Origin of the sequence: Leeuwenhoekiella sp. NPDC079379, from assembly GCF_044542075.1 — a bacterium.
Classification (GTDB): Bacteria; Bacteroidota; Bacteroidia; order Flavobacteriales; family Flavobacteriaceae; genus Leeuwenhoekiella.
Map to the genome: position 1 here is coordinate 36,979 of NZ_JBITTU010000004.1, position 13,949 is coordinate 50,927.

A 13,949-nucleotide genomic window follows, 5' to 3' on the forward strand; every position below is an offset into this window, starting at 1 on the left:
AATTAATTGTTTTTTAATGCGTTTATCATACCTGCATACTTAAGAGAATAGCTGTCTTTATATCTATTCTCAAAGTTCGATATACTCTCTGGTTCATTAAGATTCCAATAATAATAGGAGTGTGCATTATCTCTTCCTCTCTCAACCAACAGTGGGAAATCAGAAAGTTCTATTTGGGGTAAATTTTCTTTTACAATTCTACATTGCCCGGGCTGTATTCTTGGCTTGCCTGTTTCATTATCCATAAAAGCCTTAACATATGCTCCTCCGTAAATGGGATTTTTTTCAATACCTTGAAATTCAATTTTTCCTTGATAATCAAAACGCCCAAAAGCAATTGAGGTGGTGAGCATATAATTTTCAGATAACATTCGTTGGTTGATTTTTTTAACCACACTTAGCAAGTCTCTTAGTTTATTTTCATTACTACCATTCCTAGCAAATAGAATTCCACAGTCTGAAACAAAAAATCCCTCCACATTTTCGGATTCTCTTAAAACATTAAATCCTGTCTGATAGAAATGCCGAATAGCTTCCAATGCTAAGCTATCATTCTTCATCAATTCCTTGAATCCTGAAATATCAGTAAAGGCTACAAAGGTGTTTCCATTAAAATCTTCTATCGGCATAGTTCTTTTTTATATTGTGTCCAACGAAAGTATAACACAACTAGTAGCGTTATACCTATTTTGCAAGTATTCGTAAATGTGTTGTATACTTTTTTTAATTATAAATATACTCTTTTGTGCTTATCGGGCTTTACAGAATTCCTCATTCAAACAACATTTCCGTTTTTTTGAGCCTTTTAACTACAGTAAATAAGATCCTAAAATTAAATAAGCATGACGCTATCTACCTGATACCTAAAGTATATAAATATACCCCATTACCCCACAGCCTTTTTTTACTATTCGTTATTTACAACTAATTATCGGTTCTATAACACTCTCGTATATGTGTGCTAAAAAAAGAAATGGCCGTCATTAATTAAATGACGACCATTTACACACACAATTATTTTGAGCTATACCGCTTTGCGCTGGTATAGTTTACTAAAGATTAAAAACAAGATCCCACAGCTAATCCACGCGGGTAAGGTTAAAAAGGATAAGAATACATCATACTGCACCGAGATAAAGTAGAATATCCCAAAGCTTAACGCCCAGGCGCCAAACACCGCCCAGTTGAATTTGATTCCGGTTTTTTCTGCATAAAAGGCTTGTATTCCGGCGCGCTTTCCGAAGAAATATTCAAAAACAATGATTGCTCCTATAGGTGCTAAAATAAAACCGTACAGGGCAACAAAACCTAAGAGTTTCATTGCAAAAGCGGGGAATAGTCCGGCGATGGTGGCTACTGTACCTGCAATAATGGTTACCCAGAAGGTAGAAAGTTTTGGTATTATGGCTTGAAAGGCAAGACCGGCTCTGTAGATCGTTGGGTTTGCTGTCGTCCAGCCTGCAAGAAGCACTGCGATAATCCCAAAAATACCAATAGCGTTATACGCCAGCGGACCTGGTGCAACAGTAGGTGCTTCCCCACCGGCAAGCATTGCTAGCGCTTCGGGTGATTTAAGATATACCGCATAGAGCAGGGCAGCAGCAATCCACGCGATATAATGGCCTATGTAAATACCGGCAGCCGTCGTCCAGCCTGCGCTTGCTTTTTTAGCAAAACGAAATACCGATAAATCTGACATCCCAATGTGCATCGCGGCATTTGCAAACCACGACCACAACACCACGTGCCAGAAGGTATATTTTATTTGTCCCGGAAAAGGCTCACTGCCTTCGCCCCAGATATTCCAGAAATCTGAAAAGCTGTTTACATCAAGTTGTATCAAGGCCACAACGCCACAGGCTACAAAGGCCAATACAATTACCGGAGACATCCAGTTAGCAGCCTTGGCAACGGTATTGTATCCGCGGGCAGCAATGAGTGAAATTACAGCTCCTATTGCTAAAACGACAAGGACCCAGGTAAGGCTGTTAGGCGTGGTATCGGTCAATTTGGGCATTTCCATATCAAACGGGATACCGACTGCGGTGGCAGACACGGTGATCATCGCCCCGGCAAGAAAACAAAATAAGATTCCGTTTGCCAAATTGTAGGCCGTTACCAGGCGGGTACCGCAAATTTTTTCCAAATGAAAATAAAGGGTGTATCTAAATTTGGTTCCTATTTCTGCGGTTAAAAATCTCCAACTTAAAACGGCGAGTAGGTTACCTATTAATAAACCTATGATAAGGTCAAAGGCACTTACACCGGTGGTTAAAAACAAGGGACCTATAACAAACTCGGTACCTGCGGCGTGCTCCCCGGCGTACATTCCTAAAAAGGCTTTCCAGCTTTGCAATCTCGATTGCGGAACGGGCTGGCGTTCAAATTCGCCACCTGCGATTTCTTCAATAGTATCTTCTTCCTGGTTGTATTGAGACATAGTCTAGGTTGTTATTAAATGTTTTGGTAAATCTTCTACGCGCTCGCAAACCAGCTGATCCATCACTTGTTTAAACTGGGTTTTAAGCATCCCGATGGTGTGATCGCCGCCTTTGTTGCCTAATGCGCCGCAGCCGTACATAAACGAGCGTCCCATAAAAGTAAATTTTGCGCCACAAGCCATTGCACGGGCAATATCTGGACCTGAGCGTAAGCCACTGTCCATCATCACTTCGATCTGATCGCCATAAGTAGCGGCGATTTCTTTTAGGCTGTTTATGGTAGATTGAGCTGCGTCGAGTTGGCGCCCGCCGTGATTAGAAACGATAATGCCGTCAAAACCCATACGTATGGCAGCAGCAGTATCTTCTAACGAGGCAACGCCTTTAAGCACGAGTTTTCCCTTCCAGCGATCGCGAATCGGTTTTATTTTTTCTTCGTTTAATTTTCCCGAAAAGGTACGGTCCATAAAGGCGCCCAGTTGTTTTAGGTTTAAACCTTCGGGGGTGTAGGGTTTTAGATTTTCAAAAGTAGGCTGCCCGTATTTAAGCGTGTTATACGCCCAGGTAGGTTTCCCCAGAATTTGCATAATGTTGCGTACCGACATTTTGGGCGGAAGTGCCAGTCCGTTTTTAAAGTCCCGGGGTCGAAAGCCAAAGGTAGGCACATCGCACAGCAGCACGAGAACCGGACAACCGGCGGCTTCTGCACGGTCTATAATATCATTGCGCACCGCATCTTCCACAGGATTGTACAGCTGAAACCAGGCATTCCCTTCGGTAAGTTCGCTGGCTTTTTCAATATCCATCGTGGTTACCGTACTCAGAATAAAAGGCACATTGTGTTTGTGCGCAGTTTTCGCCAAAATCGCGGGCGAATTGGGCCACATCAAGCCTTGAAGACCAACGGGTGCAATCCCAAAAGGCGCATCAAACTCCATCCCCAAAACTTTGGTTTTGGTAGAACTTTGACCGTAATTGTTTAAATACCGCGGCTGTAATTGTACATCGCGTATCTCTGAAGTGTTGCGTTTGATACTTACATCTTCATTGCAACCGCCATCAAGATATTCAAAAGCAAATGCCGGTACGCGGCTTTTTGCTTTGGTACGTAAATCGTCAACAGAAGGATAGGCAGTGTTAAAAGCGTTGGCCATAGTGTTTATTTAGCGATGAACGGAATGTGTTTTTTCATCGAGTAATTTTTCTTTAAAAATTTTGAATTCAGCTGGGTGTCAGAAATGCAAATTGCCGCTCCTAGTGCAGAGCCTAACGAAGAGTCTGTGGTGCGGAGTTCCATCGTTCTAAAATGATGCGAAAGCAGGTGAATGTAAATATCATTATCGCTAAAACCGCCGTCAACAAAAAGTTTTTCGATAGTCATATCACCTTTTGCAGTCTGTATACTTTTAACCTGTAAGCGTACCAGCTCCATCATCAACTGGTGGTAGGCATCTTCAAAAGAAGTGAATCTAAGCACTGTTTTTGGCGGGATCTCAGGATCGTCAAGAGACTCCCAATGAAAGATTTTTTCAAACTCTTTTACGAGTTCGTAATGAATTTCAGGATTAAATTTTACCGTTTTGTGGTAGTCTTTATCCACCCCATAATACTCAGTTAGTTTTTTAACCTGTATGCTGTATTCGTTGCCTAAAAACAGGCGCGCAGATTTTACAGGTTTGCCGTTAATACGCATATAATTGATGCAATCTTTGGCAACATCTGCTTTGCTGAGTTCGTTTTCTACAAACGGATTTAAAGCAATACTCCAGGTTCCCGTAGAAATCAAAATAAATTGTTTTTTAAGACTGCGCACATAGGGCAGTAGTGCGGCAGAACTGTCGTGAATACCTACTCCTATTTTTATGCGCTTCCCGTTGTAGTTCATATTGATACTGGTTTCGGTGGAAACGATAGGAGGTAAAATCTGATCCAGTTTTTCGGCATATACCCAGTCGTGGTAATCGCGTTTTTCAAAATCCCAAAGCGAAGTATGGCAACCTATACTGGTGTATTCGCTCAACGGGATTCCTGTAAAAACAAAGCTTAAATACTGTGGAAGGTGTAAAGAATATCTAATTTTCTTAAATACTTGAGGTTTGGTGTTTTTTAACCAATACAATTGCATCCCGGCATTGAGCATGCCTGAACTTGAAGAACCTGTTTTTTGATGAAAATTTTCTTCAGGTCCGTATTTTTCGTAAAACGAGTCTATAATTTCGGTAGGTATCGCTTTAGTATAATTATACAGCGGAAAAATCACATCGCGGTTTTCATCGAGATGTACCAGACTGGCGCCGTATGAAGAAAAGTTAATGGCTTTGATATCAAATTTTTCGGTTTTTAGAATGCGGTCAAACACCGTTTTTAACCATTCACGCAAAGCGGAAAGATCTTCGGTAGGATGCCCGTCTTCATCTGAAATTTCGTCAAACTGAATGTACTCGCGGTACACCTCCTGAAATTCAGAATCAAAAAGAAAAAACTTTTTATTTGTTTTACCAATATCAAATACTGCCGTAACTGTTTGCTTCATTAAATGCGTGTTTCCAGATTAAAGTCCTGTAGCGATCGTGTTTTTCCCACGTTCTTTGATCAATTGACCACGCACATCCAATTTGCGGTAGGCATCAATAGGATTGATAACTCCGCCTGCCTGTACCCGTGCCTGGCGAACCAGTGGGCGTACATCTGTGCGGTACGCTCCCTGAATGATTTCCTGGCAAAGCGTAACATCATTAGCTTCCTGAGCCGCTCTAAGTGCATCCTGATCGATTAATAGCGCTTTTGCATAGGCTTCCTGAATCGCTTCAAGAGACTGTATTAAATCTTCTAACGGATCTTTTACATTGTGACTCGCATCAATCATCCAACCCAGTTCGGGATTGTTTGGGTTGTTCTGCATCCCGTAAACCAACTCGTTAAAAATAAGGAATAGGGCGTAGGGTTTTATACTTCCCACGGTGATATCATCATCCCCATATTTGCTGTCATTAAAGTGAAAACCGCCCAGTTTGCCTTTCAGCATTAAGATGGAAACAATCTGCTCAATATTGGTATTGGGTAAATGATGTCCTAGATCTACTAAGGTATAAGCGCGTTCCCCACAACCATTAGCAAGCATTAGCGAGGTTCCCCAATCCTGAATCACCGTACTGTAGAAGTTAGGTTCGTAGGGTTTATACTCAATAAACAGTTTCCAATCCATCGGCATATCTTCGTAAATGGAAATCAGGCTGTTTTGTGTATGGGTGAGTGCGGTCTGAAAGTTATTTTGTCCCGGAAACGAAGAGCCATCTGCCAACCAAACGGTCAAACTTTTTGATCCCAGCTTATTTCCAATTTCAATAACCTCTTTGTTGTGGGCAATTGCCTGCTCGCGTACCGCGGCACTGGTGTTGCTTAACGAACCGTATTTATAAGACTCTTTCTGGTTTTTTTGATCCTGAAAGGTGTTGCTGTTTACTGCATCAAATTTGATTTTATGTATAGCAGCCAGTTCTTTTATCGCATTGTAATCGTTAGGCACATCCCAAGGAATATGCAGCGATACTGCACCGGCAGTTTGGGTAAGACTGTGAATTAAGCCTATATCTTCTATTTTTTGCTCTAAAGAAGCCGGTTCGCCAGAGAATGAGAATCTTCCAAAACGGGTACCGCCGGCACCCAATGCCCAGCTAGGGATTGCCACCTGAAATTCGGCAAGCTTGTTTACAATAGTAGTTACATCAACCTTATTTTTCGACAACGATTGAGCCAAAAAATCAAAGTGTGATTTATGATCAGAAAGACCTGCTTTGTTGAGGTCTTCTACGTGTTGGTTATTAATTTTCATAAGAAAAAAATTCTGAAAATGAAGTTAGTTAAAACTCTCGGAATCTTAATGAATCTAAGAGTTTTAACCCACTTCAATAAGTTTTTAATTAACGTACAAACGCATTTGCCATACCACCATCTACGTTTATGGTGTTTCCGGTACTCTTAAGCAGAACACCTACACAGGCAAAAACACCATCTGCAATATCGTCTGGTAAGATGATTTCGTTAAGTAAATTACGTTTTGCGTAATGTGCCGGTAAATCTTTAACCTCAATGCCGTAAGCTTTGGCGCGGCCTTCTGCCCAGGCACCTTCCCAGATTTTGCTACCTACAATAACGCCATCAGGATTTACCGTATTTACCCGTATTTTATCACCACCTAATTCGGCAGCAAGAAGACGCGTCATATGTTGCTGTGCAGCTTTTGCTGTACCGTACGCCACGTTGTTGGGTCCTGAAACCAGTCCGTTTTTACTGGCTATATTTACGATATCACCGCCTAAGCCTTGCTTCCGCATAATCGCAACACCTTCCTGAGCCATTAAAAACTGCCCTTTTACCAGAACGTTTTGTAAAATATCCCAGTCTTTTTGAGTGGTTTCTTCTAAAGGTTTAGAGATCGCAAGCCCCGCAGAATGTATAACAATATCTACCCCACCAAATGCGAGGCAAGCTTCTTTATACGCCTGTTCAATCGCTTCCTGATTGGTCACATCGCACACGGCACCGGAAACCTGATCTTTTTTGTAAGTCGCCACGGCTTCTTTAAGCGCGTCTTCACTCATATCGGTAAGTACCACATTGGCACCTTCGGCAACCAGTTTATCTGCAATTGCTTTACCTATACCACCGGCGGCACCGGTTACAATCGCTACTTTACGAGAAAGCGGTTGTTCTTTTGGCATACGCTGCAATTTCGCCTCTTCTAAAAGCCAGTATTCAATATCAAAAGCTTCCTGACGGGGTAATGAGGTATAACTTGTAATCGCTTCTGCACCGCGCATCACATTGATCGCGTTGATGTAGAATTCGCTAGCAACCCGCGTTGTTTGTTTATTTTTTGTAAAGCTAAACATCCCCACACCCGGGTAAATAATAATTACGGGATTAGGATCACGCATCGCCGGGCTGTTGTTGTGCTTACAGTTTTCGTAATAGTCTTTGTATTCCTGACGGTATTGTTCAAACGAAGGCTCAAGCTTAGCCAGTACCGCATGGGTATCGTCTAGATTGTCGTCTTTATCCAGATTCAGGATTAACGGCTGAATTTTAGTACGTAAAAAGTGATCTGGGCACGAGGTACCCATAGGCGCCAGGCGTTCTAGATCGTTGCTGTTTATAAATTGTAGAACAGTATCACTATCTGTAAAATGGCCGATCATCCGGTCTTCTGAAGAAGCGAGGCCTCTAAGAAGTGGCATTAATTTAGCGGCTTGCTCGTTACGTTTTGCAGCTGGCAAACTAGCAATTTTTTCACCTCCAAAAACACTGCCTTTTTCAGCTACTTTTTTCTCAATATATGCCGAAGCTTTTTCGATAACTTCAAGACTGTTTATGTAGCATTCATAAGAAGTATCTCCCCAGGTAAATAAACCGTGGCTACCTAAAACGATTCCGCGTATTCCGGGATTGTCATTAAGGCATTTTTCTAACTGAAGCCCTAAATCAAAACCGGGACGTTGCCACGGCACCCAGCCCATGGTATCTCCCCAGATGTCTTTAGTCACTTGCTCGCTGTCTTCTGCAGCTGCAATAGCTATAAGTGCATCAGGGTGTAAATGGTCTATATGTTTAAAAGGAAGTAATCCGTGAAGTGGTGTGTCAATTGATGGTGCTTTAGAATCAAGATCATAAATACAATGATTAAAAAGACCTACCATACGGTCTTCATCTTCAAGACCGCCATACACATTCTTTAAATTTCTAAGACGCTCGGTATATAGACCTGCTATTCCCTGTCTGGTTAGCGTACCTATATCCCCACCAGAACCTTTAACCCACATCACTTCAACATCTTCATTTGTAAGCGGATCTTTTTCTATGGTTTTACAGCTGGTGTTACCACCTCCATAATTTGTTATTCTTAAATCTGCACCCAGGATATTTGAGCGGTATAAAAAGAGTGCAACCTGGTCATCGCCTAATTCTGCAGCCTTTTGCTCATCCCAAAGATAATTTACGTGGCTAAAAGTTTTTTCCATTTTCGTTTTGTAAAGTTTAACGCATCTGATTCAAAATTATAGGTATTGAATTAGGTTGGCATCCTGTGCTGTACTGCTATATAAATGTTTTTAATGGCTAATCTTTTGATTAGTTTTACAGATACTTAATAAAATTAGTTATCCCTAACCTATGGCCCGCACTGTTGAAATTAAAATCAATGAAGATTCAAGAATACCTAAATACAAACAAATTGTAGACTCAATTATTGACGATGTCGCAAAAGGAAAATTGAAGGTAGGGCAAAAAATACCGTCTATAAACGAACTGAGCGAAGCGGCGTATTTAAGCAGAGATACGGTAGAAAAAGCGTATAAAATTTTAAAGGAGCGTAAGGTTATAATATCCGTAAAAGGAAAGGGGTATTACACCGCAAAAACCGAACTGATTTCTAAGATTAATGTGTTCTTTTTAATTAACAAACCCAGCTCATATAAGATGATTATTTTTAATCATTTTGTAAATACGCTCGGTGTAAATGCACACGTGAACTTAAGTATTTACCACTGCGAAGAATCCCTTTTTATCAATGCGATTGAGAAAAATATAGGTGCGTATAACTACTATGTGATTATGCCACATTTTAAAGATACAGACCTCAATCACGTAAGTTTTACGCCAGAAGTTCTTAAGGCTATAGAGCTTATTCCTAAAGATCAATTGCTGGTAGTAGATAATACTAAACCTGAGATTAAAGGGAATTATGGTTCAATCTATCAGGATTTCAAAGAAGATATCTATAACGCTCTAATTGAGGGGATGGACAGGTTGAAAAAATACGATAGGCTAATTTTAGTTTACCCATCAAAAAGTGTTCACCCATATCCAAGGCGTATCGTTCACGGCTTCCGGTATTTTTGTCAAAAGTTTGATTTTGAATTTGAAATTCTTGATGAGATTTATGAGGATATGGAGTTTGAAAGCAAAGACGTTTACATCACCATAGAAGAGATGGATCTCGTTAACCTGCTTCGTCAGGTGCGTGCCCGCAACCTGGTTTTAGGTAAAGATATTGGTGTAATCTCGTATAACGAAACACCTTTAAAAGAACTTTTAGGCATTACTGTTGTTAGTACAGATTTTAAAGCAATGGGGGAGACTGCTGCCTATATGATACTTAAAAACAAAAAAGAGAAGGTCAAAAACGTTTTTAAATACATAGAACGTAATTCGGTTTAATCTAATTTCAGAACAGTACAGGATACTCTAACGTATTGCTCTTTGTATTTTTCACATAACTTTTTTCTAACAAAAAACAGCTATGCGAAAACGCAACTGCCTTCTTATACTTTTTGGGTTAGTCTTTAATCTTCTCTCATCTCAGGAAGAGAACTCTTATCATTTTAATTTTGCTACTGAAGATGCGACTTCAGAAGAATCTGTTACAGCTTTACAACCCTATTCGGAAAGCTCAGGTTATGGCTTTGATTTGGGTACGGCCTATCGGGTAAAAGCTACTGAAAATGGTTTTACAAGTACTGCTCCCGTGTATTTTTCGGTACAGCTACCTCAAGGATCTTACAAGGTAACAGTAACCGTTTCTGGAATACATACTGAAACTACCTTAAAAGCCGAATCTAAAAGGCTTTTTATCCCGCAGCATAAAATATCTACAACAGATGAGGTAAGCCTACCCTTTAATGTAAGCGTATTTAAACCTCAAATTACTGAAGACTATAGCGTAGGATTGAAAGATCGCGAACTTTTAAAACTCGATTGGGATGATAAACTTACGCTGGAGTTCTTAGGAAATAGTACCATAAAAAATATTCATATCGAGCCTGTAACGGGATTAAAAACACTGTTTCTTGTGGGTGATTCTACGGTTACCAATCAGGATTTGGAGCCCTGGGCATCATGGGGACAATTTATTACAGCTTACCTTGATGAAAATATTGCAGTTGCCAATATGGCTTCTTCCGGAGCTTCATTGGCTTCTTTTAAAGGCAGTAGGATAGATAAAGTATTGCAGATGCTGAAGAAGGACGATTATGTAGTAATCGAATTTGGGCATAACGACGAAAAAATAAAGGGCGAAGGCAACGGCGCATACGGTTTGTATACCAATCTGCTTACCGATTTTGTTACGCGTATTAAAGAAAAAGGAGGAATTCCTATTTTAATAACCCCTACGCAACGGCGTGCTTTTGAGGGTGAACAACTAAAACCTACACACGGGGATTTCCCCGATGCAATGCGCAAAGTCGCCAAAAAAGAAAAGGTTACTCTTATAGATATAACTGCATTTACCACGCAGATGTATGAAGCCTGGGGAGCAGAAGGCTCGCGTAAAGCCTTTGTACAATATCCCGCAAATACGTTTCCCGGGCAGTCTAAAGCATTAGAAGATAATACACATTTCAGCAATTTTGGTGCTAACGAAATTGCGCTTGCTGTGTTATCTGGTTTGCGTGAAAGTTTTTCTACACTCAAGCACTATATTACAATAAATACACCTCCATACAATCCGTCACAACCTCACGAGCCGCAATCGTATAGCATACCCTACAGCAGTTTATTTGAAGCTTTAAAACCTGACGGAAACTAAATTATTATGAAAAAAATACACCTAATTTTCGCGCTTTTTCTTTTGAGTGTTATCGCTGCTTTTGGACAGCAAACCGATAAAATCTGGCTATCTGGGATAGATTTTGAACATCCTAAAACCTGGGAGTTTAAAGTTTCTGCTGGCAATAACAGCGGAGAATGGTCAACTATAAATGTGCCGTCTCAATGGGAGTTAGAAGGTTTTGGAGAATATACCTACGGCCGCTGGTATAAAGAATTGGAGCAAGACGAACCCAGCAAAGAAGAGGGGTTGTATAAACTGAATTTTGAAGTTCCCGCTTCCGTTAAAGCGAAACGGGTGACGATTCATTTTGGTGGGGTAATGACCGATACCGAAGTGAAAGTAAATGGTGAAGTGGTAGGACCTAAACATCACGGTGGCTTTTATGAGTTTGAATACGATATCACCCAATATTTGAAGTTTGGAGAAGAAAATCTACTCGAAGTTCATGTGTGGAAACACTCTGAAATAGGAAGTGTAAACAACGCAGAACGCAAAGCAGACTGGTGGTTGTTTGGTGGAATTTACAGACCTGTTTGGTTAGAAGTAAAGCCTAAAACAAGTATCAAACACGTAGCCGTTGATGCACAAATGGACGGCAGCCTAAAGGCTGATTTAGACATTTTAAACCCTTCTGAAAATCTGAAGGTAGTTGCTTCAATCGCATTATTAGGCGGTGAATCTAATCTAGAATCACAAACCATTAACCTCAATAAAACCGATACCACACAGACAATTACTGCAAAATGGAATAACGTAAAAACCTGGGATCCCGAAAATCCTAATTTATACGTGCTGACATTACAATTACAGAAAAATGGTAAAACCCTACACGAAGTAAGTGAGCGCATCGGGTTTAGAACGCTCGAGTTTAGAAAACGGGACGGGATATATGTAAACGGTACTAAGATTATCATGAAAGGAATCAACCGTCACAGCTTTTGGCCGGAAGGTGGTCGTAGTACCAGTAAGCGTATTAGTGTGATGGATGTAAACTTAATTAAGGATATGAATATGAATGCGGTGCGTTTTCACTATCCGCCAGATGATCATTTTCTTCACGTTGCAGATTCGCTAGGATTGTTTGTTCTTGACGAACTCGCAGGATGGCAAAACCCGTATGAAACAAAAACGGGTGAAAAACTGATTAAAGAAATGGTAGATCGTGATGTAAATCATCCTTCTATAATTATCTGGGATCAGGGCAACGAGGGCGGCTGGAATTATGAACTGGATGATGATTTTGCCAAACACGATCCGCAAAACCGAATTGTGATCCATCCGTGGTCTGATTTTGACGGTTGGGATACACACCATTACCCAACCTTTTTAACGGGTGTTCACCGTTTTGGAAGTGGTGAAAATGTATTTTTTCCTACTGAATTTATGCACGGTACCTATGATAATGGTATAGGTGCCGGTCTTAAAGACTTCTGGGAGCATTACAGTAAAAGTCCGTTGTTTGCCGGTGGTTTTATGTGGGCATTTAGTGATGAGGCGGTATTGCGCAGCGATTGGACCGGTGATGAGCAATTTGATTCTAAAGGCAATCTGGCTGCAGACGGCGTTTTAGGTCCGCACCGCGAGAAAGAAGGCAGCTTTTTTACCGTAAAAGAAGTTTGGTCTCCGATACAGTTTAAACCCAAAGCGATTACCGAAACTTTTGATGGAAGCTTCTTAGTAACCAACGACTATTTGTTTTCAAATCTCAATACGGTTACGATGCAGTATCGCGTAATGGAAGCTGACGCGAAAACATTTTACGAGCCGGGAACTGCTGCGCGTATTTTAGATTCTGGAACTATAGAATTACCAAATGCAGAACCGGGAGAAACCCGAAAAATCAAGATGCCTGTAGCCGAAGATTTCTTTAAAGGAGACTGGCTTGAGATTACAGCGACAGATCAACACGGGCGTGAGATTTACACCTTTACCTGGGCCATTCATAAAGCCGATTATTTTGCAGATAAATTTATGTGTCAAACCGAAACTAAAAAAGCTGCAAAAGCAACTCAAGACGATGCTATCGTTACTTTAAAAAGCGCTGAGGTTAGGTTGAAGTTGAACACCAAGACCGGTTATATCACCGAAATTAATAGTAAGAAAAGAGCGATTCCGTTTTTAAATGGCCCTAAACCTATAGGGATGAAAGCCGAAGTAGAAAAGGTAACCTTATCACAGGAAGGTCAAAATGCAGTTTGTCGTATTGATTACAATGGCGGAATCGACCACATTACCTGGACGATGTATGCAGACGGCCGTGTACATATGGAGCTTGTAGCGCTTAAAAATGCCGGAAGAAACAGCGGTTTTGACGGCGCTTTTTATGAAGGTGATATCGATAAATTCGGGATTACGTTTGACTTCCCGGAAACAGGTGTAAAGGGCATAACACTCTTTGGCCGTGGACCGTATCACACATGGCGCAACCGCCAGCAAGGGATTGAGTACGGAATCTGGGAAAAAGAATACAACAACACAATTACCGGAGAAAGTTTTGAAAATCTGGTATATCCTGAGTTTAAAGGCTATTATGCAAATTTCTTAGCCGGAAACCTGCAAGCCGGGGAAAACAGTTTTAAAATATTTAGTGAAAGCGATAAATTATTCCTGCGGTTGTTTATACCAGAAGAAGCCAAAAAAGGCTTTAAAGGCAATCACTTTCAGCCTGCGTTTCCAGATGGGAATATCTCTTTTATGTATGAAGTTCCCGGGCAGCGTGCGTTTAAACCCTTAGAACAACAAGGGCCTAGCAGTCAACCTTCAAACATTCGTATTAAAAGTGGCGATGAGGGAATCTCGATGAAGTTGTGGTTTGATTTTAGGGATTAGATTTTAGACGAAAGACGTTAGATTTTAGAGATCAGAAATAGGAAGAGAGAATAGAAAAAAGAATAGAGAGG

Annotated in this window: 9 protein-coding genes; 3 read left to right on the forward strand and 6 right to left on the reverse strand. The window is 40.8% G+C overall.

The window, feature by feature from the left end:
• Window positions 1-2 precede the first annotated feature (2 nt).
• From ACIGAM_RS08585 to ACIGAM_RS08610, 6 genes are all read right to left on the reverse strand, one after another.
• On the reverse strand, window positions 3-629 hold the full coding sequence (locus tag ACIGAM_RS08585; RefSeq protein ID WP_396511050.1) for a hypothetical protein: 627 nt from the start codon (window positions 627-629) through the stop codon (window positions 3-5).
• 395 nt (window positions 630-1,024) lie between these two features.
• Window positions 1,025-2,440: a purine-cytosine permease family protein gene (locus tag ACIGAM_RS08590; protein WP_396511051.1), complete on the reverse strand. Its 1,416-nt coding sequence runs from the start codon at window positions 2,438-2,440 to the stop codon at window positions 1,025-1,027.
• Window positions 2,441-2,443: 3 nt separating this feature from the next.
• Complete coding sequence (locus ACIGAM_RS08595; protein ID WP_396511052.1) at window positions 2,444-3,595, reverse strand: alpha-hydroxy-acid oxidizing protein; 1,152 nt, start codon at window positions 3,593-3,595, stop codon at window positions 2,444-2,446.
• Between the two features lie 5 nt (window positions 3,596-3,600).
• Complete coding sequence (locus ACIGAM_RS08600; protein WP_396511053.1) at window positions 3,601-4,974, reverse strand: FGGY-family carbohydrate kinase; 1,374 nt, start codon at window positions 4,972-4,974, stop codon at window positions 3,601-3,603.
• 18 nt (window positions 4,975-4,992) lie between these two features.
• On the reverse strand, window positions 4,993-6,273 hold the full coding sequence (locus ACIGAM_RS08605) for a sugar isomerase (RefSeq protein ID WP_396511054.1): 1,281 nt from the start codon (window positions 6,271-6,273) through the stop codon (window positions 4,993-4,995).
• Window positions 6,274-6,361: 88 nt separating this feature from the next.
• A complete protein-coding gene (locus ACIGAM_RS08610; RefSeq protein WP_396511055.1) occupies window positions 6,362-8,458 on the reverse strand; it encodes a bifunctional aldolase/short-chain dehydrogenase in 2,097 nt (698 codons plus the stop codon).
• Between the two features lie 151 nt (window positions 8,459-8,609).
• On the opposite strand from ACIGAM_RS08610, the gene ACIGAM_RS08615 reads away from it, so the two are divergent.
• The 3 genes from ACIGAM_RS08615 (at window position 8,610) to ACIGAM_RS08625 (ending at window position 13,878) form a co-directional block, all read left to right on the forward strand.
• Window positions 8,610-9,656, forward strand: coding sequence for a GntR family transcriptional regulator (locus ACIGAM_RS08615; protein WP_396511056.1), 1,047 nt, complete (start codon window positions 8,610-8,612; stop codon window positions 9,654-9,656).
• An 82-nt stretch (window positions 9,657-9,738) separates the two neighbouring features.
• Window positions 9,739-11,025 carry a rhamnogalacturonan acetylesterase gene (locus ACIGAM_RS08620; protein ID WP_396511057.1) on the forward strand — a complete coding sequence of 429 codons (1,287 nt, stop codon included), beginning with the start codon at window positions 9,739-9,741 and terminating at the stop codon, window positions 11,023-11,025.
• 6 nt (window positions 11,026-11,031) lie between these two features.
• Complete coding sequence (locus tag ACIGAM_RS08625; RefSeq protein ID WP_396511058.1) at window positions 11,032-13,878, forward strand: glycoside hydrolase family 2 TIM barrel-domain containing protein; 2,847 nt, start codon at window positions 11,032-11,034, stop codon at window positions 13,876-13,878.
• Window positions 13,879-13,949: the final 71 nt, after the last annotated feature.

Coding starts and splice junctions, on each gene's coding strand:
- ACIGAM_RS08605 (WP_396511054.1), bottom strand. CDS start 6,273: ATGAAAATTAATAACCAACACGTAGAAGACCTCAACAAAGCAGGTCTT.
- ACIGAM_RS08590 (WP_396511051.1), bottom strand. CDS start 2,440: ATGTCTCAATACAACCAGGAAGAAGATACTATTGAAGAAATCGCAGGT.
- ACIGAM_RS08620 (WP_396511057.1), top strand. CDS start 9,739: ATGCGAAAACGCAACTGCCTTCTTATACTTTTTGGGTTAGTCTTTAAT.
- ACIGAM_RS08595 (WP_396511052.1), bottom strand. CDS start 3,595: ATGGCCAACGCTTTTAACACTGCCTATCCTTCTGTTGACGATTTACGT.
- ACIGAM_RS08610 (WP_396511055.1), bottom strand. CDS start 8,458: ATGGAAAAAACTTTTAGCCACGTAAATTATCTTTGGGATGAGCAAAAG.
- ACIGAM_RS08615 (WP_396511056.1), top strand. CDS start 8,610: ATGGCCCGCACTGTTGAAATTAAAATCAATGAAGATTCAAGAATACCT.
- ACIGAM_RS08585 (WP_396511050.1), bottom strand. CDS start 629: ATGCCGATAGAAGATTTTAATGGAAACACCTTTGTAGCCTTTACTGAT.
- ACIGAM_RS08600 (WP_396511053.1), bottom strand. CDS start 4,974: ATGAAGCAAACAGTTACGGCAGTATTTGATATTGGTAAAACAAATAAA.
- ACIGAM_RS08625 (WP_396511058.1), top strand. CDS start 11,032: ATGAAAAAAATACACCTAATTTTCGCGCTTTTTCTTTTGAGTGTTATC.